Source organism: Bifidobacterium asteroides (assembly GCF_019469425.1).
Classification (GTDB): domain Bacteria; phylum Actinomycetota; class Actinomycetes; order Actinomycetales; family Bifidobacteriaceae; genus Bombiscardovia; species Bombiscardovia asteroides_I.
Genome location: NZ_CP048272.1, coordinates 965,411 through 991,864, shown reverse-complemented (window position 1 = coordinate 991,864; position 26,454 = coordinate 965,411). Strand labels below are relative to the sequence as shown.

At 60.9% G+C, this 26,454-nt stretch carries 22 protein-coding genes and 1 tRNA gene; 1 reads left to right on the top strand and 22 read right to left on the bottom strand.

Going from position 1 to position 26,454, the window contains the following annotated elements:
* Positions 1-2: 2 nt before the first annotated feature.
* The 7 genes from GYM67_RS03810 to glyA form a co-directional block, all read right to left on the bottom strand.
* Positions 3-800 carry an HAD-IIA family hydrolase gene (locus GYM67_RS03810; RefSeq protein WP_220237190.1) on the bottom strand — a complete coding sequence of 266 codons (798 nt, stop codon included), beginning with the start codon at positions 798-800 and terminating at the stop codon, positions 3-5.
* A 67-nt stretch (positions 801-867) separates the two neighbouring features.
* Positions 868-938: transfer RNA gene (locus tag GYM67_RS03805), tRNA-Gln, on the bottom strand.
* Between the two features lie 82 nt (positions 939-1,020).
* The gene (locus GYM67_RS03800) at positions 1,021-2,037 is read right to left on the bottom strand and encodes a ribose-phosphate diphosphokinase (RefSeq protein ID WP_220237189.1); all 1,017 of its coding nucleotides are present in this window, start codon (positions 2,035-2,037) and stop codon (positions 1,021-1,023) included.
* A gap of 102 nt (positions 2,038-2,139) precedes the next feature.
* Positions 2,140-2,820 (bottom strand): nicotinate-nucleotide adenylyltransferase, encoded by a 681-nt coding sequence (nadD, locus tag GYM67_RS03795; RefSeq protein ID WP_220237188.1) that lies wholly within the window; start codon positions 2,818-2,820, stop codon positions 2,140-2,142.
* 5 nt (positions 2,821-2,825) lie between these two features.
* Positions 2,826-3,383, bottom strand: coding sequence for a phosphoribosylglycinamide synthetase (locus tag GYM67_RS03790; RefSeq protein ID WP_220237187.1), 558 nt, complete (start codon positions 3,381-3,383; stop codon positions 2,826-2,828).
* Positions 3,380-4,693: a glutamate-5-semialdehyde dehydrogenase gene (locus tag GYM67_RS03785; protein ID WP_396020004.1), complete on the bottom strand. Its 1,314-nt coding sequence runs from the start codon at positions 4,691-4,693 to the stop codon at positions 3,380-3,382. The genes GYM67_RS03790 and GYM67_RS03785 overlap by 4 nt, the downstream gene beginning before the upstream one ends.
* Before the next feature lie 118 nt (positions 4,694-4,811).
* Entirely contained in the window at positions 4,812-6,119 is a 1,308-nt protein-coding gene (gene glyA, locus GYM67_RS03780; protein WP_220237185.1) for a serine hydroxymethyltransferase, read from the bottom strand.
* A 202-nt stretch (positions 6,120-6,321) separates the two neighbouring features.
* Here glyA and thrC point away from each other — a divergent pair, with 202 nt between their 5' ends.
* Complete coding sequence (gene thrC, locus GYM67_RS03775; protein ID WP_220237184.1) at positions 6,322-7,803, top strand: threonine synthase; 1,482 nt, start codon at positions 6,322-6,324, stop codon at positions 7,801-7,803.
* A gap of 17 nt (positions 7,804-7,820) precedes the next feature.
* On the opposite strand, the gene GYM67_RS03770 is transcribed toward thrC, so the two are convergent.
* The 15 genes from GYM67_RS03770 to GYM67_RS03700 all read right to left on the bottom strand — a co-directional run bounded on the left by GYM67_RS03770 (position 7,821) and on the right by GYM67_RS03700 (position 26,369).
* Complete coding sequence (locus GYM67_RS03770) at positions 7,821-8,537, bottom strand: ABC-2 transporter permease (RefSeq protein WP_220237183.1); 717 nt, start codon at positions 8,535-8,537, stop codon at positions 7,821-7,823.
* A complete protein-coding gene (locus GYM67_RS03765; protein WP_396020003.1) occupies positions 8,534-9,490 on the bottom strand; it encodes an ABC transporter ATP-binding protein in 957 nt (318 codons plus the stop codon). The genes GYM67_RS03770 and GYM67_RS03765 overlap by 4 nt, the downstream gene beginning before the upstream one ends.
* A gap of 22 nt (positions 9,491-9,512) precedes the next feature.
* Complete coding sequence (locus GYM67_RS03760) at positions 9,513-9,920, bottom strand: GntR family transcriptional regulator (RefSeq protein ID WP_220237181.1); 408 nt, start codon at positions 9,918-9,920, stop codon at positions 9,513-9,515.
* Positions 9,921-10,345: 425 nt separating this feature from the next.
* Positions 10,346-12,118 carry a DNA repair protein RecN gene (locus tag GYM67_RS03755; protein ID WP_220237180.1) on the bottom strand — a complete coding sequence of 591 codons (1,773 nt, stop codon included), beginning with the start codon at positions 12,116-12,118 and terminating at the stop codon, positions 10,346-10,348.
* A complete protein-coding gene (locus GYM67_RS03750) occupies positions 12,118-13,056 on the bottom strand; it encodes an NAD kinase (protein WP_220237179.1) in 939 nt (312 codons plus the stop codon). Before GYM67_RS03750 ends, GYM67_RS03755 begins: the two co-directional genes overlap by 1 nt.
* A gap of 70 nt (positions 13,057-13,126) precedes the next feature.
* Positions 13,127-14,440 (bottom strand): ATP-dependent Clp protease ATP-binding subunit ClpX, encoded by a 1,314-nt coding sequence (gene clpX / locus GYM67_RS03745; RefSeq protein ID WP_220237178.1) that lies wholly within the window; start codon positions 14,438-14,440, stop codon positions 13,127-13,129.
* Positions 14,441-14,584: 144 nt separating this feature from the next.
* Positions 14,585-15,253 (bottom strand): ATP-dependent Clp protease proteolytic subunit, encoded by a 669-nt coding sequence (locus tag GYM67_RS03740; protein ID WP_029678946.1) that lies wholly within the window; start codon positions 15,251-15,253, stop codon positions 14,585-14,587.
* A gap of 9 nt (positions 15,254-15,262) precedes the next feature.
* Positions 15,263-15,850, bottom strand: coding sequence for an ATP-dependent Clp protease proteolytic subunit (locus GYM67_RS03735; protein WP_220237400.1), 588 nt, complete (start codon positions 15,848-15,850; stop codon positions 15,263-15,265).
* A 181-nt stretch (positions 15,851-16,031) separates the two neighbouring features.
* Positions 16,032-17,408: a trigger factor gene (tig, locus tag GYM67_RS03730; RefSeq protein WP_220237177.1), complete on the bottom strand. Its 1,377-nt coding sequence runs from the start codon at positions 17,406-17,408 to the stop codon at positions 16,032-16,034.
* 49 nt (positions 17,409-17,457) lie between these two features.
* Entirely contained in the window at positions 17,458-18,744 is a 1,287-nt protein-coding gene (locus GYM67_RS03725) for an HRDC domain-containing protein (protein WP_220237176.1), read from the bottom strand.
* Between the two features lie 351 nt (positions 18,745-19,095).
* Entirely contained in the window at positions 19,096-19,977 is an 882-nt protein-coding gene (gene pflA, locus GYM67_RS03720) for a pyruvate formate-lyase-activating protein (RefSeq protein WP_220237175.1), read from the bottom strand.
* Between the two features lie 99 nt (positions 19,978-20,076).
* Positions 20,077-22,452 carry a formate C-acetyltransferase gene (gene pflB, locus GYM67_RS03715; RefSeq protein ID WP_220237174.1) on the bottom strand — a complete coding sequence of 792 codons (2,376 nt, stop codon included), beginning with the start codon at positions 22,450-22,452 and terminating at the stop codon, positions 20,077-20,079.
* 220 nt (positions 22,453-22,672) lie between these two features.
* A complete protein-coding gene (locus GYM67_RS03710; RefSeq protein WP_220237173.1) occupies positions 22,673-22,906 on the bottom strand; it encodes a hypothetical protein in 234 nt (77 codons plus the stop codon).
* Between the two features lie 5 nt (positions 22,907-22,911).
* A complete protein-coding gene (locus tag GYM67_RS03705) occupies positions 22,912-24,585 on the bottom strand; it encodes an NAD+ synthase (RefSeq protein ID WP_220237172.1) in 1,674 nt (557 codons plus the stop codon).
* Positions 24,586-24,674: 89 nt separating this feature from the next.
* Positions 24,675-26,369 carry an MFS transporter gene (locus tag GYM67_RS03700; protein WP_220237171.1) on the bottom strand — a complete coding sequence of 565 codons (1,695 nt, stop codon included), beginning with the start codon at positions 26,367-26,369 and terminating at the stop codon, positions 24,675-24,677.
* Positions 26,370-26,454 lie beyond the last annotated feature (85 nt).

Below are 26,454 nucleotides of genomic sequence, written 5' to 3'. Positions count from 1 at the left end.
GCTCAAAACTCCACCACCCCGCTCTCAGCGATGTCGATCAGGTCCTTAATGGAGTCCACCACCTGGTCAGGGCGGTAGGGGAAGGTTTCCACCTCGGGTCGTGTGGTGATGCCGGTCAGCACCAAAAAGGTGTTCAGGCCGGCCTCGACTCCGGCAACCACGTCGGTGTCCATCCGGTCGCCGATCATGGCCGTTGTCTCGGAGTGGCCGCCCACCCTGTTCAGGGCAGTGCGGAACATGATGGGATTGGGCTTGCCCACAAAGTATGGTTCCCGATTGGTGGCCTTGGTCACCAGGGCCGCCACAGCGCCGGCTGCCGGCAAGACGCCGTTCTCGCTGGGGCCGGTGGCGTCCGGGTTGGTGCAGATGAAGCGGGCGCCGCCCAGAATCAAGCGGATGGCTGTGGTGATGGACTCAAAGGAGTAGGTCCGAGTCTCGCCCAGGATCACATAGTCCGGGTTGATGTCGGAAAGGATGAACCCAGCCTCGTGCAGGGCCGTTGTCAGCCCGGCCTCGCCGATCACATAGGCCGATCCCCGCGGCATGGTCCGGGATACGAAGTCGGCGGTGGCCAGGGCCGAGGTCCAGATCCGATCCTCAGGCACGTCGATGCCCGAACGACCAAGCCGGGCCGAAAGGTCACGAGGGGTATAGATAGGATTGTTGGTCAGCACCAAATACTGGCGGTTGTTGCGCTTGAGGGTGTCGATGAATTCGGCAGCGCCGGGCAGGGCCGTGTTCTCGTGCACCAGCACGCCGTCCATGTCGGTGAGCCAGGTTTCGATCTTCTTGACTGCCAAGACAGTTCCTTTCGGTTGGTCACCGACCCCAAGGAGGCCGTCTCCGACCGGAATCGGCGAGCGTAAGCTCCCCCACCTGGATTCGAACCAAGACTAAGGGTTCCAAAGACCCGTGTGCTGCCTTTACACCATGGGGGAAAGGCGGAACCCTTCAGGCACCGCCAGGTTCATTATGCCACAGCCGGACGATTACGCCACGCCATGCCGCGCGGCCAGGGCTTTAAGCGAAGAGGAAGCCCTGGCCATGATGGGCCGGGTAGGTGTCGAAGAGCCGGGCCACCGAGCCGTCCTCGAAGACCGCTTTGATGGCCGAGGCCAGCAGGGGCGCGATGGACAGGACGGTCAGGCCATCCCAACGCTTCTCCTGGGGAATGGGAACCGTGTCGGTCAGAATGACCTCCTTGGCCTTGCAGGACTTGAGCCGTTTCACAGCAGGACCGGACATGACGCCATGGGTGGCCACGATGGTAATGGAGTTGGCGCCAGCCTCATCCAGCACGTTGCAGGCCTCGGCGATGGTGCCGCCGGTGTCGATCAGGTCGTCCACCAGCACACAGTCCAGGCCACGCACGTCGCCGACCACCCGGTGGGCCACTGCCTTGTTGGGCTGGGTGATGTCACGAGTCTTATGAATGAAGGCCAGGGGCACGCCTCCCAGGCGCTGGGCCCACTGCTCGGCCACCCGGATGCGGCCGGCATCAGGCGAGACCACGGCCACCTTGGACAGGTCCATCCTGTCACGCACATAATCCACCAGCACAGGCATGGCGATCAGATGGTCCACAGGCCCGTCGAAGAAGCCCTGGGACTGGGCGGCGTGCAGATCTACCGACATGATCCGGTCCGCGCCGGCCGCCTTGAGCAGGTCGAACATGAGCCGGCAGGAAATGGGCTCGCGACCCAGATGCTTCTTGTCCTGACGGGAGTAGCCCAGAAGCGGGCAAACTGCCGTGATGGATCGCGCCGAGGCCCTCTTGAGGGCGTCAATCATGATCAGCTGTTCCATGATGGACTTGTTGACCGGGTCAGAGTGGGTCTGCAAAACGAAGACATCTGCTCCACGCACCGACTCCGTATAACGCACATACATCTCGCCGTTGGCAAAATCGTATGCTGTCGTCTCCAGGACGTCAATGCCGAGTTGATCGGCCACGTCCGCCGCGAGTCTGGGATGGGTCCGGCCTGTGACAAGTATGAGATTTTTCCCTGGTCTGCCTTTGAGTATCGCGCTCACCATATCTCCAAACGTTGTTTCGCTGAAGCGGACAGCCTCCATAATAATGGCGCGCGCTGACACAGCAGGGCAGTCCGTGTTGGCGAGTCCGACGGTATGCGAGGCTCAGGAAGCCGAACCGTAGAGCCCATGCTTCTTGATGTACTGCACCACCCCGTCCGGGACCAGGTACCAGACCGGCATGCCCCGGGCCGAACGACGGCGCACGTCCGTGGACGAGATGGACAGGGCCGGTATCTCCAGGGTATCCACCCGCTGGGCGGGCACCTGGAGGTCGTCCAGGCTAGAGGAATAACCTGGTCGGGAGACGGCCACGAACCTGGCCAGATCCCACATCCGGTTGGCATCCTTCCAGCGCATGATTTCGGCCACGGCATCCGCCCCGGTGATGAAGAAGAGGTCGCTGTCGGGGCGCATCCGCTTGATGTCGCGTAAGGTGTCCACGGTATAGGTGATGCCAGGACGCTCGATATCCACCCGGGAGACCGTGAACTTGGGGTTTGAGGCCGTGGCAATCACGGTCATCAGATAGCGGTCCTCGGCATTGGTCACCATCTTGTTCAGTTTGAAGGCCGGGCGGCCGGTGGGCACAAAGATGACCTCATCCAGGTCGTAGACCCAGGCCACCTCCGAGGCAGCCACCAAGTGGCCATTGTGAATGGGGTCGAAGGTGCCGCCCATGATCCCCACCCGGGGCCGACGGTTATGGTAGGCAGGCCTACAGGCCTCGTCAATATCTGATGGCTCCTGCCCAGATTCTCCCTTCTTGGACAGCTCAGACATCATCCGGTTCACCCCTGCTCGCCCTCCCGTCTGGCTTCCGAGGCGTTCTCCTGGTTCTCCGACTCGACCTCTTGACGCATCTGCTCGGCGCTGGGGTTGACCCGGTCAGGATCGATCCGCTCCATGTCGGCATTCCACTCCTCCTGGACCACGCGACGAATCTCGGAGTAGGTGGGCAGGGGGAAGCCCGGCTGATAAGCCCGGCGGACCTGGGCCACACAACCGGTGATAGCTACCAATGAATCAGACAGGTCAGCGATGCGACCCTCCTGTTCCTGTTTTCGGAAGACCGGCACCCGCTCCTCCATGACGGTGATCTCGTGCCTGACCTGATTAAGCTGGTCCTGGTCCAGGTCGTACACATCATCGGCGTGTTCGTCAGGCCATCCAATCAGGACCGCATCGGCGTACTCCAGGCAGGAGCGCTGGTCTGCATCCGGGATGCCGTCCTCGATTTGGACCAGAAAGACGTACCGCAACAGGCTCAGCCGCTCTGAAGCCACCCTCAGCCAGATGCGCGGATTGTCGTGCTCGCGCTGGAAAAGCTCTTCAATCTTCTCGTTCACGGCCTCACCTGCCCCCTGCCGTAGCCGATCCATTTGGTGGTGGTCAGCTCCTGCAGACCCATGGGTCCGCGAGCATGAAGCTTCTGGGTGGAGATACCCAGCTCAGCGCCCATGCCGAACATGCCGCCATCAGTGAATCGCGTTGAGGCATTGACCATGATCACGGCCGAATCCACCCGGCGGGAGAACTCCTCCACGGCCTCGTAGTCCCGGGCCAGGATGGCCTCGGTATGGCCGGTGGAGTGACGGTTGATGTGCTCGATGGCCTGGTCCATGGAGTCCACCACGCGCACCCCCATCTTCAAGTCCAGATACTCACGGTCCCAGTCTTCCGCTTCTGCACAAACCAGCAGTTCTTCAGGCAGATCATGCCCGGCCAGGATGTCCATGGAGACCGCGTCTAGGTGCAACTCGACCTGGGCCTGGGTCAGCGCTTGGGCCACACGTGGCAGGAATTCAGCGGCCGCATCCCGGTGGACGATCAGTTTTTCGGCAGCGTTACAGACGCCCACCCGCTGGGTCTTGGCGTTGACGATGATGGGAATGGCCTGATCCATGTCCACCGAGCGGTCCACGTAAATATGGACATTGCCAGCCCCAGTCTCGATGGTGGGCACAGTGGCCTGCTCAATTACGCTGCGGATCAGCCCTCGGCCACCCCTGGGCACCAGCAGATCGATATGGCCGCGTGCCTTCATCAGAGCTTGGGCCCCTTCGCGACCGTATCGGTCCACGGAAGCCACCAGAGCTGGATCCAACCCTTGCTCACGAAGCACCCCGCCTATCAGCTCCACTAAGGCGCGATTGGTCCGCTCGGCTGCGTGGCCCCCTCGCAGGAGGGCCGCATTGCCGGACTTGAGGCAGAGGGCCACCACATCGATGGTGACATTGGGCCGAGCCTCATAAATCATGGCCACCACGCCCAAGGGAACCCGCACCTGATTGAGCCGCATGCCGTTGGGCATGTCATGGCCGCGAACCACCTCGCCCAGGGGATCAGGCAGCCCGGCCACCATGCGCACGCCCCGGGCGGCATCCGCGATACGAACCTTGTCCAAGCGCAGACGGTCAATCAGACCGGCACTCATTCCTTCTTCAAAAGCCTGGGCGCAGTCCTGCTCATTGACTGCGGCAATCTGATCGGCCTGATCGATCAGCGCATCAGCCAAGGCCAGCAAGAGTGCATTCCTGGCCTGGCCAGTCATGCCTGCCAGACCTGCCTGTGCAGCAGCCGCCACATCGGCCATGGCGCAGACCCGATCGAGCACATCCTGACGATGGGAGTTCCCGCTTTCACTCATGTTCGTCAGATCCTTTCGCCCTCGCGGGTCCACCAGACCCATATTCTGTACCGATTGTAATCCTCACTGAGGGCAATAATGACAGGAAGACGGAGGGCATTGTTCACCTGCCACCCCCAACCGCCTGTCAGTGGGTCTGGTCCAGCTCAGGATAAAGCGGGAAGGCCTCGACCAGCCGGTCCACCCGGGTCTTGAGAGCATCCAGATCCGCCTGGGGGCCCTGAGCCAGTGCAGTGCCGATCACGTCGGCCACCTCCTCGTACTGGGCCAGGCCGAAACCGCGAGTAGCCAGCGCCGAGGTTCCGATTCGCAGACCAGAGGCCACAGAGGCCGGGCGCGGATCAAAGGGCACCGTATTGCGATTGACGGTGATGCCGATCTTGGCCAGCAGGTCCTCCCCCTGACGGCCGTCCATCTCGCTGTTGCGCAGATCCACCATGACCAGGTGGACATCTGTCCCACCTGTGAGCACGGTGATGCCGTTGTCGGCCACATCCTTGGCCATCAGCCGCTCAGCCAGAATCCGGGCTCCCTCCAGTGTGCGCTCCATCCGCTCCTTGAATTCAGGCGTGCCGGCCAGCTTGAAAGCCACAGCCTTAGCGGCGATCACATGCATGAGCGGGCCGCCCTGGTTGCCGGGAAAGACCGAGGAGTTGAGCTTCTTGGCATACTCCTGACGGGCCAGAATGAACCCGGAACGGGGTCCGCCCAGGGTCTTGTGGGCCGTGGAGGAGACCACATCGGCATAGGGCACCGGGCTGGGATGCAGACCGGCCGCAACCATGCCGGCAAAGTGGGCCATATCCACCCAGAACTTGGCTCCGACCTCCTCGGCGATCTCCTTCATGGCTGCAAAGTCCTCAATACGCGGATAGGCGCTCCAACCGCCGATAATCAGGGCCGGATGGGTCTCCAGGGCCCGCTGGCGGATGATCTCGGGCTCGATGAGGAAGGTATCCGGATCGACCCCGTAGGATTCAGCATGGTAAAAACGTCCGGAGAAGTTGATCTTCATTCCGTGGGTCAAGTGACCACCATGGTCCAGGGCCAGTCCCAGCACAGTGTCGCCGGGCTTGATCAGGGCCTGGTAGACAGCAGCGTTGGCCTGGGCGCCCGAATGAGGCTGGACGTTGGCATACTCGGCACCGAACAGGGCCTTGGCGCGGTCCCGGGCCAGGTTCTCGATCTGGTCCACCCACTCGCATCCGCCGTAGTAGCGTCTGCCTGGATAGCCCTCGGCATACTTGTTGGTCAGCACGGATCCCTGGGCCTGTAAGACGGCCTTGGGCACAAAATTCTCAGAGGCGATCATCTCCAGACCGCCGCGTTGACGCTCCAACTCTCCATCCAGCAGTGCAGCGATCTCCGGATCCACCTGCGAGATCGAAGAGTTCAGGACATCGTAGGATTGCTGTACCGGCTTCTCTTCGACCATGGGCCATTCCTTTGCCTTTGACTTACAGCCTCGGATACAGGGCTGGTGGGCAACACTGTACGCCATGCCGGCCCCTGGCAGGCCCTGACGTCCATAGACGGTTTCCTCCGCGAGCCGAGCAGAGCAATGGCTCGGACCCCTGCGCGGGGTAGAATGCCCTGGTAACGATCTGTTCGGCGACATGGCGGAGGGGCAGGCAACCATGAACACATACCACAGCACCCGAGGCGGCCAGGAGCAGCTGCAGTCCAAGCAGACCATCAGACGAGGCCTGGCCCCTGACGGCGGACTCTACATCAGCGATGAACTTGACGCTCTGACCATTGACCCTGCCTCGGTTGCCGGCCTGGACTACAAGGGTACGGCCAAACTGGTCCTTTCGGGACTGCTGAGCGACTACTCTTCCGCTCAACTGGATTCCTGCCTGGACGCAGCATACGGGGAACAGTGGTCCGATCCGGCAATCACCCCTCTGGTGGACCTGGGCGGCAACGACTTCGTACTGGAGCTCTTCCGCGGACCCACCTCGGCCTTCAAGGACGTGGCCCTGCAGCTTCTGCCGGGACTGATGGCCCTGGCCGGGGACGATGGCGAACGGATCATGGTGCTCACAGCCACCTCCGGAGACACGGGCAAGGCGGCGCTGGCCGGATTCGCAGACGCGCCGGGCACAGGCATCACCGTCTTCTATCCTGAGGGCAAGGTCAGTCAGATCCAACGCCTGCAGATGGTCACACAACAGGGCGGCAACCTGCGGGTCTGTGCGGTTCGAGGCAATTTCGACGATGCCCAGTCTGCAGTCAAGTCCATCTTCGCCGACGCCGACCTGGCCCGCGAACTGGAGGAGAAAGCCTCGACCGTCCTCTCGTCGGCCAACTCCATCAATGTGGGCCGCCTGGCCCCGCAGGTCGTCTACTACTTCCGGGCCTATGGGTCCCTGATGGAACGAGGAGTGGTCAGACCTGGAGATCCGGTCGAATTCTGCGTGCCTACCGGCAACTTCGGCGATGTGTTGGCCGGATACTATGCCAAGATGATGGGCCTGCCGGTGGCCCGCCTGACCGTGGCTTCGGACCGCAACCGGGTCCTCAGCGACTTCCTGACCACAGGCGTCTATGACCGCAACCGCCCCTTCTACACCACCACCTCCCCCAGCATGGACATCCTAATCTCCTCCAATCTGGAGCGGATGCTCTACTACATGGCCGACGGCGACACCAAACTGATCGCCTCGCTTATGGCCGACCTGGAGTCCACGGGACGCTACCAGGTGCCCGAAGCCGTCATGGCCAGAATCCGCGGGCTCTTCTCCTGCGGTTGGGCCGACGAAAACCAGGTGGCATCAGCCATCAGCAGCTGCTGGGAGGACCGAGGATACCTGATCGATCCGCACACGGCCTGCGGTTACCAGGCCATGACCAGGCAGACCGACAGGGATCCTGCAGTTCCTCGGGTGCTGCTGTCTACAGCAAGCCCCTACAAATTCCCCCGGGTGGTCTGCCAATCCCTGGGCCTGGAGACCCCGGACAGCGACTTCGCATGCATGGACATCCTGGCCGAGTCCACCAACACCAGGCCCCCCAAGGCTCTGCGCGCCTTGGAAAACGCACCTGTGCGCTTCCAGGACTGTATCAATACCGGAGACATGGCTGACTACGTCTGCCACGCGGTCATGCAGTTCTGAAAGTTGACCGAATTGGCTCAGATCTCCTTCCTGGCATAGACCTTACGAGATATTACTATCGAAACCATGTCAACCGCCAGAATCAACGCCAGCCCGAGGAGCACTGGCCGCCACAGGTCGAATGTCAGAAATCGCATGATTGAATTCCAGAAGGCCCCCCAGTCAAAGGGCAGCCAACAACCGATAAAGGCTATTACCGTCATCAAACCAAGAAGCGCCACAAAAACTATCATAGCTTTAGCTGGTTCCATCCAGTAAAACAAGGGCGCAGCTACTGCAAAAAGCAAGGACCCCAACAGGAACATCCCCAAGGTAAACAAAACGGTGTCGCGCCAATGGTCCTGACCCTGCAAATACGAATCAGTAACGCAGAAAAAGAATATTGAACAGCCGCAGGAATAAACCAGGCTCAGCAGACTTACAGCAGCATAGCGTCCGAATACCTGGTGATCACGTGTTATGGGCAGCAGGCCGTTCAAACGAATTGCCGTATTGCTGAACTCGGCGAACAAACTGAGTGCCAAGCCGAAAATCATACCGACCTCCATGCCGACTACCATTGTCGTCAATACACCCCGCGCATCATCCCCATCATTGCCTGTCAGAGCCATGACTGTGTTTAGCAGGATGCCGATGACAGGCACGGACATGAAAATCAGCGCAGCAACCCAAGCCCTCCCTGCTCCTGAGAAACGCTGCAGGTCCAACCTGATCTGCTTGACTGTCGCCTTCATGCCTCAATCTCCTTATTCTTGTCGGCCGTAGCAGGTGAGCCCGCGGTCAGTCTGATGAGGTTGTCAAAGTCGGCACACTCCACCAGATAGCGGTCCTCTGAAGGCTCCACTGCGGCAGGGCAAGCCGATGCCAGAAAATCATCCAAGTGTTCAGTGGGCACCAGAGCCTCGAAACCTGTGGCGGAACGCTGCAAGCCCATCAGATAAGGCATTTGCGCTCTAGACAGATCGTCCGGCCCCCCTCTCACGACCTGAAAGGCCTCCATCAGCTCGTCCTTGGGGCCGGTGTAGAAGACTGACCCTCGATTGATATAGGTAACGAAGTCGGCCACCCGTTCGAGATCCGCGGTGATGTGGGTGGAGAAAAGCACCGAGTGCCGACCGTCACCGATGTAGTCCAGCAGAATATCCATGAGCTCGTCCCTGGCCAGGATATCCAGACCGCTGGTGGGCTCATCCAGAATCAAGAGCCTTGCATCGTGGCTAAGGGCGACAGCCAGCATCAGTTTCATCTGCATTCCACGGGAGAGCTTGCCGATTTTGCGGTTTTCTTGTAGACCAAACCGACGCAGATAGTACTGATAGCGATCACTGTTCCAAGATGGATACATGGGTGCCATCACTGGCTCGACAGCCTTGACCTTCCATGCCTCTAAGAAATAAATTGAATCGAAAACCACTCCGAGATCCGCTTTGACATCCTCCTCCTGGCTCAAAGGATCACGGCCCAGAATGCTGATCTCTCCGCTGTCTCGGCGGGTCATATTCAGCAAGAGCCTGATAAGGGTGGATTTGCCTGCGCCATTGGGGCCTATCAATCCCATGATGTAGCCCAAGGGCAGGTCCATAGTGACCTGGTGCAGGCGGAAACCTGTGCCGTCAGCCTTGACATAGCTTTTACCCAGGTCACTGACGCGCAGGGCATAGTCGGCCCCTTCGCCAGAAGTCCTCATCAACGGTGACGCATACATGCTGCTATTCCTTTCCTTCTCCGGACGCGGGTCCAGGACCCCTGTTGCCAAGCAGGCCGTCGAGCAGGCCGCGAATTTGGTCCGGCTTCATGCCGGCCCGACGAGCCGTATCGACCGCCTCCCCCAGCAGGGACTGCACGCGGTTCTCCAGATGCTGCCGCATGACCTGGTCGCCGCTGTCGGCCACGAAGGTACCCTTGCCTTGAATGTTCTCCACCAAGCCCTCTTGAGCAAGTTCGGTATAGGCGCGGGTCACGGTCAGCACGGACACCCTGAGCTCCTGTGAGAGATGTCGCAGGGAAGGCAGTCCCTCTCCCGCTTTCAGGTCTCCGGTCAGGATGGCCGAACGTATCTGGTCCTCAATCTGCCGATATATCGGCTGTCCGGACAGGGATGAGATGATCAGCTTCATCCAAGCCCCTTTCATTGATCGTCGGCACGACCTTGGCTGGGCTGTACCAGTGTTCATGTATACACTATAACAGTTCAATCACGAAGAGAAACTCGCTGCTGATCTTCCAAGGACGGGGTTCGGGAATTAATGGATACGGTTCTGTAGTGCTAAGACCCGGCTGATCACAACTTCGGGCAAAATTCATTTGGACCAGGTCATCGCCGCATTGCTCATGCCGAGGGCGGATACGGTGTCATCTATGAAGATCCAGCATGGGTGTTACCACACGGTCATCTACAGTCAATTACCTACTTTCAAAGCATCAGAATGACGGATGTCGAGCAGCAGCGGCAAGGCCACAAAAGGCAGCAATGTCGCTAAAACTTGTCAAAGTCACTGAATTGACGGACATTGGCGCGACAAAGTACAGGCAGCAACCAGACCTATCGGGCCTGGAACCTGCTGGAGGACAGGAGCTCCCGGGCGTGCCTCAGGGAGGTCGTGGACTCGCTGCCAGCCAGCATCCGGGCGATTTCCCGCTCTCTGTCCTCGCCCTCTACCTGGTGGACCAGAGTTTCTACGGCATCGCCGCCCTCCCGGCCTTTGGCCACGACGAACTGTCGATCTGCCCAGGAAGCCACCTGCGGCAGATGGGTGACCACAATCACCTGGGCGGTGACGGCCAATCTGGCCAGACGACGACCCAGCTCCACGGCAGCTCGACCGCCGACGCCCGCATCCACTTCGTCGAAGATGAAGGTCATCGTCGGTCCGCCGACCTGGGGATCAAGGCTAGTATGTCCATCACCAGGCTCGTCAGGTCCTGATGAGTCATGGCCTTCGGCGGCCACCAGCTCCAAGGCCAGCATGAGCCGGCTGAGTTCGCCGCCCGAGGCGCTCTTGCCCATGGGCAGAAGATCCGACCCAGGATATGGCCTGAAGAGAAAGTCGATCTGGTCCAGACCATGCACATCCATGTCCTGGTCCTGGCGTGGTCTGACACGGATCTCCAACCCAGCGCCCGCCATGGCCAGGGAGTGCAATTCACCGTCGACAAGTTCGCTCAGCCTTCGTGCAGCCTTGGCCCGTGAGACAGACAGAGCCCGGGCAGCCTTCAAAGCGCTTCCGCGAAACTGCTCAACCTGGCTTTGAAGCTCCTCCAGCTTCTCGGGTGAGGCATCCATGTCCTCAAGTTCAAATGCAGCCTTTTTGCGCCAGGCCAGAACGTCGTCGATGTCCGGTCCCCAGCGTCGGGTGAGTTCATCCAGATCGTGAATGCGAGCGTTAATCTTGTCCAGATCGCCCTCCTGGCCTTCGTCATCCAGCTGGCTGCTCAGGGTGAAGACCAGGTCAGACAGATCGGCATTCAATGAGCGCAGCCGCTGGGCCGACTCCTGAAAGACCCCCTCCACACCTATGTCCTCCAGGGCGGCAATGGCTCGTTCTACCAGGGCCGTGGCCGATGGAGCGTCGGCGTCAGGGTCGATCTGGCCAGAGTCCAAAGCGGACAGTGCGGACATGACACCCTGGCTGATCTGAGCAGCGTGCTCGATTCTGTCCCGCTGAGCCTTGAGTTCGCGATCCTCGCCGGAATGGGGGTCTACCCGGTCGATCCGGGCGATGGATTCACGGAGATAATCAGCCTGGGCCATAGCGCCGGACTGTTGGTTGCGCAGCTCCTCCAGATGGCCCTGGGCCTGTCGATACTGCCTCCAGGCCTTGGAAAAAGCCTCCAGCTGCGGACCGTCACCGGCATAGGCATCCAAAAAATCGCGCTGCCGGGCAGGACTGGCCATACGCATCTGATCCGCCTGGCCATGAACGGTAACCAGCATTCCAGCCACCTCCTCCAGCAGGCCTCGAGGAGCCTTCCTGCCGTTCAGGGCGGCACGGGAACGCCCCTTGACAGGCATGGTCCTCGCCAAGAAGATCTGCCCCTCATCTTCCAAGGGCAGGCCCGCATCGGTTATGGCAGCGGTCACTGGATCCTCGGCTCCTGCCGCTACAGCATCGAAAATCCCCTGGACCCAGGACTCGCGTGCTCCAGGCGACACCAGTTGAGGACGGGCGGCGGACCCCGAGATCAGCCTGATGGCGTTGAGCAGCATGGACTTGCCAGCCCCGGTCTCCCCGGTGATGGCCGTCATGCCAGCGGCAGGCCGTAGCAGGGCATGATGGATGGGACCAAGGTCCCGGACTTCCAGCTCTTCCAGCATCAGTGCTCCTTGTTTGACTCCTGCGGGTCCCCCTGGTCCTGCCCCTTCTCAGCCGTCGAGGGGCGATGCTGCTCCCTCCAGCCGACCACCGGCAGGTCAAACTTGGAGACCAGCCGTCTGGTGAAGGGCACCCCGGACAGCCTGGCCAGCCTCAGGATGTCGTGGGACTGCCGCACCACAATGCGGGACCGCCTGGGCACGGGCCGCTGACGGCGCCCGTCATTGCAGATCCAGCCAGCCGACTGGGAATCACCCAGAATATCCAGGGTGAACTGCGAATTTGGGCCGATGATCAGGGACCGGGCAAAAAGGGCGTGGGCAGCTATGGGCACCATCTGCAGCGACTGCGCATCAGGCCAAACGATAGGCCCGCCCACCGAAAAAGCGTAGGCCGTCGATCCGGTCGGTGTAGCCACAATCATGCCGTCGCAGCCGAAGGAGCTCATTTCCACATCGTCTACTCTGACCGATACCTCGATCATCTTGCCCCGATCATACCGTTCCAGGGTCATGTCGTTAAGGGCCCAGTCGCTCAGTGGCCGATCGGCTCCGGGTATCCACAGGTCCACATGGGCCACCATGCGCTCGTCAATGGAATAGTCATGATCGGCCACCCGCCGAATGGCTTCCCCTATCTGGAAGCTCTCGAACTCCGCCAGGAACCCCACGTGACCCAGATTGACCCCCAGGATGGGCACCTCGGTACCCTTGACCAGCTCTGCAGCCCTTAGAATGGTCCCGTCGCCGCCCAGAACGATAACGATCTCGGTGTCGTCGGCCACCTTTTGGCTGGGGCTGCCGAATTCCGGGACGGCGATGTTGTCGAAAATCGAGACACGAAATCCGTCCCGGCGCAGCTGTTCCTCGACCTCGTCAACCAGATGGCCGCTTGCCCGAACCCGGCTGTGCGTGACCACGACAGCGCTACGAGCACCCATGGGGCCTCCCTTCCGGCATCAATGATCATCCTATCGGGCCCGGCCAACAGCGGTACTCATCGTGGTCGAGTTAGGCCAAACGACGACCAGAAACTGCGGCCAAGCCTTGCCCGGTCTCATATTGGGGCGATCCCGTCCCATCCACAGCATCGGCATCCACCACAACACGGGAGACATCCGTCCTGTCGGGCAACTCGAACATGGTCGCCTCAAGGGTGCGCTCGATGATTCCCCGCAGCCCGCGAGCACCCACCTTGCGCTCCAGAGCGATGGCAGCAACACGGTCCAGAGCGGCATCGGTGAAGACCAGATCGGCCCCGTCATCCAGGAACATGCGCCGGTACTGATTGACCAGGGCATTATCCGGTTCGGTCAGCACCCGCCGCAACTCATCGGCGCTCAGCGGCTCCAAGGTGGAAATGACCGGCAACCGCCCCACGAACTCGGGAAGGAGGCCAAACCGTTCCAAGTCCTCAGCCCTGACCTGGCTCATGACCCCGTCGTCGGGCACTCTATCGCTTCCCTGAGTAGCCGAGAAGCCGCTCTCCCGCAGACCCAGCCGCCGGCGGACGATCTCCTCAAGGCCGACGAAGGCGCCGCCGCAAATGAAGAGGATGTTGGCCGTGTCCATGACGACAGTACGGACATCCCCATGCCGCCGCGAACCCTGTGCCGGCACACGGGCCCGGGTGCCCTCGATAATCTTGAGCAGGGCCTGCTGGACCCCTTCGCCGGATACATCACGTGTAATGGAAGTGTTCTCGCCAGACTTCCTGGCGATCTTATCGATCTCGTCGATGTAGATAATCCCCCGCTGGGCCAGATCCATGTTGCCGCCGGCAGCCTGAAGCAACCCCTGCAGGACGGACTCCACGTCCTCTCCCACATACCCCGCCTCGGTCAGGCTGGTGGCATCCACAATGACGAAGGGAACGTTCATGATGGTGGCCAAGGTTCGTGCCAGATAGGTCTTGCCCACGCCGGTGGGGCCCATGAGCAGGATGTTGGACTTGTCCACCTGGACGCGTGGAGCTGCATCCTTTCGCTCAAATGTAGCGTCAGCAACACGGCCACGGTCGCCCAAGTCCATATTGACGCGCTTGTAGTGGTTGTAGACAGCCACCGAAAGGGTGCGCTTGGCAGCCTCCTGGCCGATGACGTACCGGTTCAGATAGCCGAATATCTTTGAGGGCGCAGGCAGAGACACCCGCTGATCGGCGGCATCCTTGGCCATATCCTCCTGGATGATCTGGGCGCATAGGCGTATGCATTCGTCGCAGATGGCGCAGGAAGGCCCCTTGACCAGACGGCGCACCTGGTGCTCGTTCTTGCCGCAGAACTCGCAGCGATTCAGTCCGTCATTGTAGCTGACCACACGGCCCATGGCTCTCCCTTCCTGGAGGATCCGCAAGGATCGCCGAAATCATATTTGACCGGCATCATCCATGATGCCAAAAACGTCCGGAGGCCGTGGGCCCCAAGGTCCCGCCGCCATCCGGACGATCAACCATGCGCGCAGTCACCAGAGCTAATTGCGGTGCTCCAGGACCTCGTCCACCATTCCGTAATCCTTGGCCTGCTGGGCGGTCAGAATGGTGTCCACCTCGATGTCCTTTCGGATCTTTTCCACATCCTGACCGGTGTGCTTGGCCAGGGTCTCCTCCAGCCAGGTGCGCATACGCAGCATTTCCTTGGCCTGGATCTCAATCTCGGTGGCCTTGCCGAAGTCCTGCTCCATGGCCGGCTGGTGAATGAGCACACGGGCGTTGGGCAGAATCAGACGCTTGCCCTTGGTGCCGGCCGCCAGAAGAACAGCAGCAGCCGAGGCAGCCTGGCCCAGGCAGACAGTCTGCACATCGGGCTTGATGTACTGCATGGTGTCATAGATGGCGGTCATGGCCGTCATGGATCCCCCCGGCGAGTTGATGTAGATGATCACATCGCGGTTGGGATCCTGGCTCTCCAGAACCAACAGCTGGGCCATGATGTCGTCCGATGAGGTGTCATCCACCTGGACGCCCATGAAGATGATCCTGTCATCAAAAAGCCTGGTGTAGGGGTCCTGGCGCTTGTAGCCGTAAGGGGTGCGCTCCTCGAACTGCGGCAGCACATAGCGGTCGGCAGGCATGGCGGCCAGGCCGCGAGGGCCAGCCAGTCGACGGGCCCGTGCTACGAATTGCGCTTCTTCAGATGCCATGTGGAGTGCTCACTTCCCTTGATCTGCGGTCATAGTGCCGTGGGTGGTCACGATCCGGTCGACGAAGCCATATTCCAAGGCCTGCTGGGCCGTGAACCAGTGATCATATTCATTGTCGCGGTAGATCTCTTCCAGGGTGTGTCCGGTCTGTTCGGCCGTCAGCTGGGAGAGCGTGCGCTTCATATCCATGATCAGCTCGGCGTTGATTCTGACATCAGTAGCCGTGCCTCCGACGCCGCCCGAGGGCTGATGCATGAGCACCCTCGCATGGGAGGTGACGAAACGCTTGCCTTTGGCACCGCTGGAGAGCAGGAACTGACCCATGGAGGCCGCCATGCCGACCGCGACCGTAGCCACGTCAGGCTCGATCAGCTGCATAGTGTCGTAGATGGCCATGCCGGCTGTAATGGAGCCGCCAGGCGAATTGATGTAGAGCCAGATATCCCTCTTGGGATCCTCGGCCGCCAGCATCAGCATCTGTGCACAGATGACGTTGGCATTGGCGTCCTTGACCTCGTCCCCCAGCCAGATGATCCTGTCCTTGAGCAGTCGGTTGAAGATGGGATCGGTCGGCGTAGGGGCCTCCCCTTCCTCCATCACGGGACTGGTTGCCAATGAGTTGTTCACCCTGTCTCCTTCGATAAACGTATCTGTATTGAGAGTAGCCCCCGCAATCGACGCGGCCACGGTCTTTCTGCTCTTTGCGCAACCGCTACGACAGGGCCGCACCCAGGCTGTTTCGCCACTGGGTGCGGCCCTGTTCGTTGCGATTTGTGAGCTACTCCTGATCCTGGGAGAGCTGGTCGGCCACTTCAGCCGCAGCGGAGGCAGCCTGGACGCTCTCGTCCTGCTCCTCCTGGGTCTCGGGCTCATCCTCGCCCAAGAAGCGGCTCAGGTCCACCTCCTGGCCATCGGGATCCTTGAAGGTGACGGCCCGCATGCCAGCCAGCATGCCCTTGGAGCGGCCGACCTCCTGCACAGCCGAACCCAGCTGGCCGTTGCGGACGATGCCGTTGATGAAGGCGCTGGGGTCCATGCCGTACTGCTGGGCGATGGAGGCCAGGAAGTTGGTCACGTCGGCCTGGCTGACCGTGATACCCAGCTTTTCAGCCAGGGCGTCCAAGGTCATCTGGTCGCGCAGTTCCTTCTCCACGGTCTGCTCGGCCTCGGCCTTCTCGTCCTTGCTGGCCTTGTCGGGATCCTTGCCGGTGTTCTTGAGCTGATCCGTCACCATGGACTTCTTGATGCCCTTGGGCACCGGGATGTCCAAGCCCTCCTGGAGCTTGGCAATGAAGGCATCGCGGGCGTCAGTGGCCTGCCGACCCTCGGCATCCACCTGGCACTGCTTGCGCACATCCTCGCGCAGCTCCTTCAGGGTCTCGAACTCCGAGGCCTCCTTGGCGAAATCGTCGTCCAGGTCGGGCAGCTCCTCGGCCTTGACCGAGTTGACCTTAACCTTGATCTGGGCTTTCTCGCCCTGATGCTCGCCGGCCTCCAGAGTGCCCTCGAAGGTGGTCTCTTCCCCGGCGGACAGCCCGTCCAAGGCCTCATCCAGACCATCCAGCATGGTGTTGGAGCCCAGCTCGTAGCTGACCCCCTGCTGGGAGTCCACGGACTCGCCGTCAATGACGGCATCCAGATCGATGTTGGCATAGTCACCCTTGGTGGCGGGACGATCCACGCTGACCAAGGTGCCGAAGCGCTGACGCAGGTTGTCCAGACGCTTGTCCACGTCCTCGTCGGTGATAGCAGGCTTGGGGACCTCAATCTCCATGCCCTCAATGTCGGGCAGTTCAAACTTGGGACGGATCTCCACCTCAGCAGTGAACTTGAGCTTGGTGTCATCCCCGGCCGAGGAAGGAATGTCCTTGACATCGATCTGCGGCTGTGCCATGGCGTGCAGCTGCTTCTCCTCCAGAGCCTTGGAGTAAAGCTCGGGCACGCCGGCGTTGACGGCCTCGCCCGCCACACTGGCAAAGCCCATGCGCTGATCGATGATGGGTCCGGGCACATGGCCCTTGCGGAAGCCGGGAATGGTCACCTGCTTGCCGATCTCCTTACGGGCCTGATCCAGGTAGGGGTTCAGCTCATCGGGATCGACGGTGATGGTGAGCCTGACCTTGGTGGGCTCGAGGTTTCTGACGCTGATTTTCACGCTGCGCTCCAATTCATCCAAACCGTTTGATCTGCCAGTAAGGCAACCGTTACATAATAGCGCGAGTCAGAGACTCTGACAGGAGCGAAACCTGCCAAGGGCGGGCACCCTCCTGACGCAGGAAGTCGGCCACATCCCGCTTCTCCGGTTGGTCAGTCCAGCAGAGGTTGCGCAGGTAGCGGGGCTTGATCAGAATCTCGTCGGGGGTGTTGGTCCGGCGTCCAACTCCAGTCACCGCCCTGCGCGCCGCCTCCAGCCTAGCGAACCGGTCCGGGTGACGGTGCCGCCAGACCTGCATCGACTTTGGGGCGTTGGTCTCCTCACGCCGCGGCTTGGGAGGCACCGGAAGCTCCTCGGTAGGCAGACTCAGCGCCTCCAGAATGGCCTGCTTCCAGACCGAAGGCTTGATCCGGCGCTGGATGGGCGCATAGCGCTCGAACATGCGGTCCTGCTCGCCGCCGGTGTGAATCCTGACCCGTTCGCTCAGGGACCGGATGGACCGAAATTGTGCGTTGTTGTGCGGCTTGAGCCTGCCGGCCTCGATGATGGCCTTGTCGGGCAGAAGCAGCGTCGAAGCGATGTCAGCGCGCCGGGCTAGCCGGTCTCGAGTGGTCCACAGCGAGCGGGCCACAGCCAGGCCGCGACGGTCGTTGTGCAGGGCGTTGATATGCGAAATATGCCGCCAGGGCTGCTCAGGCTCCGGCTTTGGGATTTTGCCCTGCTCCAGCAGCCAGGCGAATTCCTGCCTAGCCCACTCATCCTTACCGTGATGGCGCAGGTCCTCCAGCTCGCGCGTTCGCATCTGATCCAGCAACTCCACGTCCAAGGCGGCGTAATTGCGCCAATCACGCGGCAGCGGGCGGTAGGACCAGTCTGCGGCTGAGTGCTCCTTGGCCAGCGTCAGCCCCAGATAGTGCGCAGTCACTGCAGACAGGCCGTAATGACCCAGGTTGAGCATCCTGGCCGCCAGCTCGGTGTCGAAAAGCGATGAGGGCCTCATGCCCAATGCATAGAAGCCAGGCAGATCCTGAGGGGAGTCATGAATGACCCACTGAGCCCCATCAACAGCCTTATTGAATTCCGACCAGTCACAGCCCGCCTGCATCAGAGCCGGTGGATCCAGCAGGAATATCCCAGCCCCCTGACGCTTGAACTGGACCAGGTAGTCGTCGTGGCCATAGCGGAAGCCCGAGGCCCGTTCAGCATCCGCTGCCAGCGCACCGCTCCCCTGGGACAGCATTCGACAGGCCCGGCGATATCCGGCAAGATCGTCGATGACCGACGGCACACCCTGGGCGGGCTCTGAAAGCAGCTGCGTCTTAGGTTCCGTGGTCACCTGCGCTCAACCTCTTTTTTAGTTTGTCTTCCATCACGCCACCGGACCGATCGGCCCGGAAAACACACGCCTGAAAGCATAGTCCATGGCCTCAACCCACCGATGACCCTTTGCTAAGTAGACTTCGTCGACAATTTATCGATTTGCAGGGTCGACCATTTACCAAGACGGTCATTCAGCGCGCCGGTCATCCAGTGAGTCTGACATTTAGCGAGTCTGTCATTCGCTGATTGGCCGGCTTGACTTGACTCTAGCAAACAGAACTCCCCACGACATCTGCCGTGGGGAGTCACAAGACGATTATTCGTATTTCTCCTAGGCCCACTCTGCTACCAAATTGGGTTTTGAGGCTCAGTAAACCACGAAGCCGTGGGCCTCCAGCTGCTTCTTGGCCCGATCTTTCAGAGCCGCAGAGGGACCTTTGGTATCCTCCAGCTGGTAGGGAATGCGCAACTCATGCCACTTGGGCCGTCCAAGCTGATGGAAGGGAAGCACGTCAATATGCTCAATGGCATCCTTGAACTGTTCGCACACCCGAGCGACATTCTCGACGTTCTCCTCGGAGTCGGTCAGCCCGGGCACCAGCACGAAGCGGACCCAGATCTTGCTGCCACGGGCAGCCAGACGCTTGCCAAATTCGATTGTGGGGGCCAGCGTTCCGCCGGTGACCTTCTTGTAGGTAGCCTCGTCGCCGGATTTGACATCCAGCAGGCACAAATCAATATCGTCAATCATAGCATCGGTGTAGTTGCGATTGAGGAATCCTGAGGTGTCCAGGCAGGTGTGGACGCCCATCTCCTTGGCGGCTCGAAAAACGCGTGAGACAAAGGCTGCCTGCATCATGGACTCGCCACCGCTGAAGGTGATTCCCCCGCCCGTGCTCTTGAAGAGATCCTGGTAGCGGGCCACCTTGTCGATCATGGCCTGCAGGTATACGGGCTGGCCATCGCGCATCTTCCAAGTGTCAGGGTTCTGGCAGTACTGGCAGCGCAGGGGGCATCCGCTCATGAAGACGGTCATCCTCGTGCCAGGCCCGTCCACTGAAGTGTTGATGTCCCAGGAGTGAACAAATCCGATGTCGCCCGTGCGCAGGGCATTCATGCGGTCGTGCCGGTCCAGTCCAATGGGCGATTCGAACCCCGAAAGGCCGCCCATCAGGGTCTGGCTCTGGTAGACCTTGGATTCTTTGAGCATGTGCGGCTGTGTGGTATGGAAGATGGTGGTCTCCGTCATCGGATCCTCCTGAAAAAGACGAAAAAGGGGGCGGGGCCTTGGTGCGCCCCGCCCCATGATTCACCGTCTCATCAACGGTTGACTATCGCACAAGGGCGATCAGTCGGTCACCGCACCCTGGTGGAAGGTGCGGGAGATCACGTCGAGCTGCTGCTCGCGGGTCAGCTTGACGAAATTGACGGCGTAGCCCGAGACGCGCACGGTCAGGTGCGGGTACTTCTCGGGGTGCTCGACGGCATCCTCCAGCTGCTCCTTGCGCAGGACGTTGATGTTGGCGTGGTAGAGCCCATGGCCGTTGCCGGCGTCCAGGATGCCTACCAGATTGTTGATGCGCTCATCCTCGTCGCGGCCCAGGCCGTCAGGGGTGATCGTGTTGGTCAGCGAGATGCCGTCCAGGGCGTCGTCATAGTCGATCTTGCCGACGGAGAACATGGAGGGCAGCATGCCGTGCGAATCCATGCCGTTCTCGGGGTTGGCGCCGGGAGCGTACGGGGTGCCCTTCTTGTGGCCGGAGGGGAAGGACCCGGTGTTCTTGCCATACTCCACGTTGGAAGTGATGGTCAGGATGGACTGGGTCGGCACAGCGCCGCGATAGACGGGCAGACGCTTGATCTGCCCCATAACGGTGGACACGGTCCACTTGGCCAGGTCGTCAGCGCGATCGTCGTCGTTTCCGTAGATCGGGAACTCGCCTACGGTCTTGTAGTTGACGATCAGGTCGTCGTCAGCGCCCTCGACATACTCCGGGGTGCCCTTGGCATCCTTGTTGTAGATCGGGTAGACCTTGGCGTACTTGATGGCCGACAAGGAGTCAGCGGCGATTGACAAGCCCGACATTCCGCAACCCAGGGTGCGGTAGATCTCCTTGTCGTGCAGGGCCATCTCAATGGACTCGTAGTCGTACTTGTCATGCATGTAGTGGATGATGTTCAGAGCCTCGACATAGGTCTCGCTCAGCCACTCCAAGGCCTTCTCGTAGTTGTCCTTGACCTCTTGGAAGTCCAGGGAGCCGTCTTCCTTGGGGGTGACAGGCTTGATCACGTCCTTGTCGATGACCTGCATGCCGGTCATCTCGTCACGGCCGCCGTTCATAGCATAGAGCAGGGCCTTGGCGGAGTTGACGCGGGCGCCGAAGAACTGCATCTGCTTGCCGACCCTCATGGGAGACACGCAGCAGGCAATGGCCGCGTCATCGCCCCAATGGGCGCGAATGTCCTTGTCGGACTCGTACTGTATGGCGGATGTGTCGATGGAGATACGGGCGCAGAAGCGCTTGTAGCCCTCGGGCAGCTTCGGATCCCAGAAGATGGTGATGTTGGGCTCGGGGCCAGGTCCAAGGTGTTCCAAAGTCAGGGTGGCCAGCAGGCGGAAGGAAGTCTTGGTGACCATAGGCCTGCCGTCGTCGCCGAAGCCGGCATCGGACCAGGTGGCCCAGTAGGGGTCGCCCGAGAAGATGTTGTCGTAGTCCTTGGTCCGCAGGAAACGCACGATGCGCAGCTTCATCACGATGTTGTCGATGATCTCCTGGGCATCGGTCTCGTCGATCAGGCCAGCGGCCAGATCGCGCTCGAAGTAGACGTCGAAGAAAGCGGACAGGCGGCCGATGGACATGGCTGCGCCGTCCTGGCTCTTGACCGAGGCCAGGTAGGCCATATAGGTCCACTGGACGGCTTCCCTGGCATTCGTGGCAGGACGGCTCAGATCCAGCCCGTACTCCTTGCCCAGGTTCAGCAGCTGCTTCAGAGCCTTGATCTGCTCCGCGTGCTCCTCACGGAAGCGGATCCAATGCTCGATCTCCTCCTCGGTGAAGTCGTTGCGGTAAGGAATCGAATCCTTGTCAGCCTTCTTGCGGGCAATCAGCTCGTCGACGCCGTACAGGGCCACACGACGGTAGTCGCCAATGATGCGGCCGCGGCCGTAAGCGTCGGGCAGACCGGTCAGAATCTTGTTGTGGCGGGCCAGCTTGATCCTCTTGGTATAAACGTCGAAGACGCCATCGTTATGGGTCTTGCGATACCGGGTAAAGATCTTCTTGACATCAGGGTCAGGCTCCTTGCCTGCCTCTTTGATGGCCTGCTCAACCATGCGCCAGCCGCCGAAGGGCATCATCGCACGCTTGCAGGGCACGTCGGTCTGCAGGCCGACGATCACATCGTCTTGAGTCTCGCCGGCAGGCTTGCCGTCAATGTATCCGGCAGGGAAAGCGTCAATGCCCGCCGGAGTATGGGTGTCCACGTCGTAGACGCGCTGCTTGCGCTCTACGGCAAGGAAATTGTCATCCAGATACTTCCACAGATACTTGGTCTTGTCGGTGGCCGGCGCCAGGAAGGATTCATCACCGGTGTACGGGGTGTAGTTCTTTTGGATGAAGTCGCGAACGTCGATGTCTTTCTTCCAGTCCTCGCCCTTGAAGCCCTTCCAAGCCTTGGCTTGCAGCTCTGCGGGAGAGACGGTATTAGTCTCAACTGCTGTCATACTCAACTCCTTGTTGATATGGTCAATGGCGCTTCCTCACACCACTGTCGTTCTCAAGTATAGGGTGCGGCGTACCAAGGAAAACCAGATGGTGACGTGAGTTATATCACACTCGGAACCCAGTGCTGCCAGGATCACCCGGCGCACCGTCTGAGTGCCGGTCCTGCCTGGCTGCTCAGTCCACTGGTCGCCAATCCAAGAGCACAACCCAGTGCAGGCTTCATCCGTCAGCTGATGACTGTTCCCTCGGGTCTCCATCCCAGGCCTGTCGCCAGCGGCGGTCTTCTTCATCCCATTCCTTGTTCCGGTGCTTGGCGATCTTCCAGGCATCAAGGGCCTCCTGCCTGCTGTGGTAGGGGCCCATCCGCCTGTCCTGCGGAGACAGCTTGCCCTGTTCAGGTTCGCCTGTGACGGTATTGAAATACCAGGCCGTCTGCACCTGTTCGGACCCCATGGCGATCACTCCTTGAAAGCGTTGGTGACGGGCAGCCGACGGTCCCGGCCAAAGGCAAGAGATGTGACCTTGGGTCCCAGCGGGTACTGACGCCGCTTCCACTCGGCCCGATCCACCAGGCGCATGACCGTGTCGACTGTGTCAGGATCGAATCCGTCGGCCAGAAGATCGGCCCGACCATGCGCATGCTCGATGTATGACTCCAGAACCTTGTCAAGCAGGCTGTAGTCTGGCAGAGAATCAGAGTCCTTCTGCCCTTGGCGTAGCTCGGCCGAGGGTGGCTTGACGATGGAATTGATAGGAATGGGCTCACGTTTGCCCAGTGCCCGAGCCTGGGCGTTGCGCCATCGCGCCAGCTGCCAGACCCGAGTCTTGAGCAGATCCTTGATGGGCGCGTAGCCGCCGACCGCATCACCATAAATAGTTGAGTAGCCGCAGGCCAGCTCGGACTTGTTGCCTGTGGCCAGCGCCAGAAGCCCCTCGGCATTGGCGTAGGCCATGACGATGACACCGCGGATCCGGGCCTGCAGATTCTCTTCAGCAACCCCCTCCAGATGTAGCTGCCCTTGGAAGGCGTCGAACTCAGGGCCTATTGACTGGACCACGTAACGCAAGCCCAGGCGCTGGGCCAGATCGGCAGCATCATCCCGGGAGCCCTCCGAAGAGTAGCGGCTGGGCATGGAGATGCCGCGCACATGCTCCCCTCCGCAGGCATCGGCGGCCATGGTCGCCACCAGGGCCGAGTCGATCCCGCCCGACAACCCCAGGCAGACGCTGGTGAAGTGATTCTTGGCCATATAGTCCTTCAGACCCAGAACGCAGGCCCGATAGACCTCCTCGTCCCCAGGCATCTCTTCGGCCATGCAGGACTCGCTGGGCAAAGGGTGCTCCCCACGTCCAGGCAGGGTCCAAGTGGACAGATTCTGGACGAACCTGGGCGAGCGCTCCAGCAGGTTGCCATCCCGGTCCACCACGAAACTGCCGCCGTCAAAGACCAGGTCGTCCTGCCCGCCTACCTGGTTCAGGTAGAGCAGAGGCGCGCCAACCTGCTTGGCCCGACGAGCCGCCAGCTCGTAACGGACATGCCCCTTGCCCTCCTCGAAAGGGGAGCCATTGATGGTCACCAGGAGGTCGATGTCCCGGCCAGCCAAGTCGCTGATGGGATCGCCCTCCTGCCATATGTCCTCGCAGATAGCCAGTCCAATCCGGTGCCCCCGCATCTCCAGGACGACGGTCCTATCCCCCGGGGTGAAAATCCTGTACTCGTCAAAGACCCCGTAGTTGGGCAGGAAGTGCTTGTCGTAGCCAGCCTCGACCCGACCCTGGTGCAGGACTACCAGCCGATTGCGAGGCCTGTCCTGATCCGTATCGGTGCCAACGGTCCCGACGATCACATAGAGATAGCCCAGACCCTGTTCCTCCAGCTCCCTGGCTAGACGGTCGGCACGAGACCAGGCGGCCCGACGGAAGCTGGCCCGAAATGCCAAGTCCTCGATTGGATAACCGGTCAGGCTCATCTCGGGAAAGACCACCAGGGTCGCCCCCTGCTCCGCTGCCTTTCTGGAGTAATCCAGAATAATATCGGCGTTGCCGTCAAGATCGCCCACACAGGTGTCGATCTGAGCCAGAGCCACCAGCAGATCGCCATCCTGCCGCGGCTGTTCCTCTTGTATGCCCATACCCATGATTCTAAACCGTGTCAGGGCCGGCCCACGGGCAGACAGTCCCAAGTGGGGACCGATACAGAAAAGACGGGCTTGCGGATCCTTCAGACCTTATCGGCACCAGCCTTGCGGGCGGCCCGGCGTACCAGCACTGAAGCGATTAGCCCCAGGAGCAGCAAAAGAACTGCGAAGCCCATAGCCCACTGGGCGCCTTGGGTGAATCCTTCGGTCAGGGCATGAGTCACCTGAGGACCCAGTGCTCCCAACCGGCCCCGGGTACCCTGAGCTCGCAGACCGACGATGGCATTTCCTGCAGAGGTCTGAACCGATTTGACCAGGCCATCGGCCACCTGCGCTGAGATTCCCTTGAGGGCCGTCAGATGTCTTGGCAGTACCAGGCTCAGAGCAAGTGAGAGGACGGAACCGGAGACTGCGGCGCCCAGGGCAGTCCCCCACTGACGGATGGTGGATTGGGTGGCCGAAGCCTGGCCGGATTGGGCCACCGGGACACCGGACAACACCAGGCTGGTCAGCTGCGCCGAGGCGAAGCCCAGACCAGCACCGTAAATAATCAGTGTCAGAGTCATGGGCCAGACCGGCATCGACCCATGCATGAGCAGAATGGACAGGGCCACGCCGACAATCTCCATCAGCAGACCCGTCTGCACCGTGCCGCCGGCTCCCAGACGGGCTGAGACCACCCGGGCCAGACCGCCGGACACAACTGATCCCAGGGCCATGACGCCCAGGATGGATCCGGCCCCCAGGGGGCTCAGGCCTCTGGCGTTGATCAGGTAGAGGGGCAGGATGAACATGACCGCGAACTGACCAGCGTTGACGATGGCGGCCGTAAGGTTGCCCCAGCCGAAGGTACCGATGGCGAACATGGACACGTCCAGGATGACTATCTTGCCCTTGCGCGCCCTGGTCAGCTCGGTCAGCGCAAAGGCAGCCAGCAGGGCCAATCCCAGAAGCAAACTGACCGGAACCGGCGACAGGGGCGCCGATGTGGATAAGTACAGTGGGCCAAGTTCAAGTGCGGCGCGGGGACGCCACCAGCCATAGGTCTGCCCCTCGATCAGCGCAAAGACCACCAGGGCCGACCCAAGAGCCGAAAGGAGTATGCCCTTCCAGTCGGCAAGCATCCCCCACCGGTCACCAGTCTGCCGGGGAGCAGACTTGGTCTCAGGCACAAAGGCTGCACTGGCCAGGAAAACGATCAGTCCCAGGGGCAAATTGACCAGGAAGATCCACCGCCAACCGATAGTGCTGGTGAAAGCCCCGCCCAGGAAGGGGCCGACCGCCGCAGCGGAAGACATGACGGCCCCCCAGATGCCGAATGCAGTGGCCCGGTGCCGGCCCCGGAAGGTGGCAGACACGGTAGACAGGGTGGATGGCATGACCAAGGAGCCACCGATTCCCTGAACAAGCCGAGCCAGAAGCAGCAGTGCGCCAGAAGAAGCCGATGCGGCGAAGACGGAACCCAGCACAAAGATGACCGTGCCCACCTGCAGGATTCGCTTGCGTCCGATCATGTCCCCCAGACGACCGGAAGGGAGGAGCAGGGCTGCCAGCACGATGCTGTAGAGGGCTGTAACCCACTGGGCTTGAGCCAGGTTGATATGGATGGCGGCGATGATGGAGGGTATGGAGACGTTAACGATGGACGAATCCAGCACAATCATGGCCAGCCCCAGGGCCAACACCCAGAGGGCGCGCCATGGCGGCGCCGCCTCCTGGGACTCTTGGCTGCCTTTCATACTGCCCTTCTTCACGTCTATGCTTGCCGATCCGGTCATCAGATCTTCCCCTCACCCTGGTCTGCAAATATTTTTGCGACTATACGTCGCAAAAACCCATCTGGCAAGTTCACTCAGCGCGGAC

Coding starts and splice junctions, on each gene's coding strand:
- GYM67_RS03765 (WP_396020003.1), bottom strand. CDS start 9,490: ATGAGGACTTCTGGCGAAGGGGCCGACTATGCCCTGCGCGTCAGTGAC.
- GYM67_RS03710 (WP_220237173.1), bottom strand. CDS start 22,906: ATGGGGTCCGAACAGGTGCAGACGGCCTGGTATTTCAATACCGTCACA.
- thrC (WP_220237184.1), top strand. CDS start 6,322: ATGAACACATACCACAGCACCCGAGGCGGCCAGGAGCAGCTGCAGTCC.
- GYM67_RS03750 (WP_220237179.1), bottom strand. CDS start 13,056: ATGGGTGCTCGTAGCGCTGTCGTGGTCACGCACAGCCGGGTTCGGGCA.
- GYM67_RS03705 (WP_220237172.1), bottom strand. CDS start 24,585: ATGGGCATACAAGAGGAACAGCCGCGGCAGGATGGCGATCTGCTGGTG.
- pflB (WP_220237174.1), bottom strand. CDS start 22,452: ATGACAGCAGTTGAGACTAATACCGTCTCTCCCGCAGAGCTGCAAGCC.
- GYM67_RS03735 (WP_220237400.1), bottom strand. CDS start 15,850: ATGGAGGAAGGGGAGGCCCCTACGCCGACCGATCCCATCTTCAACCGA.
- pflA (WP_220237175.1), bottom strand. CDS start 19,977: ATGACGGAGACCACCATCTTCCATACCACACAGCCGCACATGCTCAAA.
- clpX (WP_220237178.1), bottom strand. CDS start 14,440: ATGGGCCGTGTGGTCAGCTACAATGACGGACTGAATCGCTGCGAGTTC.
- glyA (WP_220237185.1), bottom strand. CDS start 6,119: ATGGTCGAAGAGAAGCCGGTACAGCAATCCTACGATGTCCTGAACTCT.
- GYM67_RS03760 (WP_220237181.1), bottom strand. CDS start 9,920: ATGAAGCTGATCATCTCATCCCTGTCCGGACAGCCGATATATCGGCAG.
- GYM67_RS03770 (WP_220237183.1), bottom strand. CDS start 8,537: ATGAAGGCGACAGTCAAGCAGATCAGGTTGGACCTGCAGCGTTTCTCA.
- GYM67_RS03800 (WP_220237189.1), bottom strand. CDS start 2,037: ATGGTGAGCGCGATACTCAAAGGCAGACCAGGGAAAAATCTCATACTT.
- GYM67_RS03700 (WP_220237171.1), bottom strand. CDS start 26,369: ATGACCGGATCGGCAAGCATAGACGTGAAGAAGGGCAGTATGAAAGGC.
- GYM67_RS03755 (WP_220237180.1), bottom strand. CDS start 12,118: ATGCTGGAAGAGCTGGAAGTCCGGGACCTTGGTCCCATCCATCATGCC.
- nadD (WP_220237188.1), bottom strand. CDS start 2,820: ATGATGTCTGAGCTGTCCAAGAAGGGAGAATCTGGGCAGGAGCCATCA.
- GYM67_RS03740 (WP_029678946.1), bottom strand. CDS start 15,253: ATGGCATCTGAAGAAGCGCAATTCGTAGCACGGGCCCGTCGACTGGCT.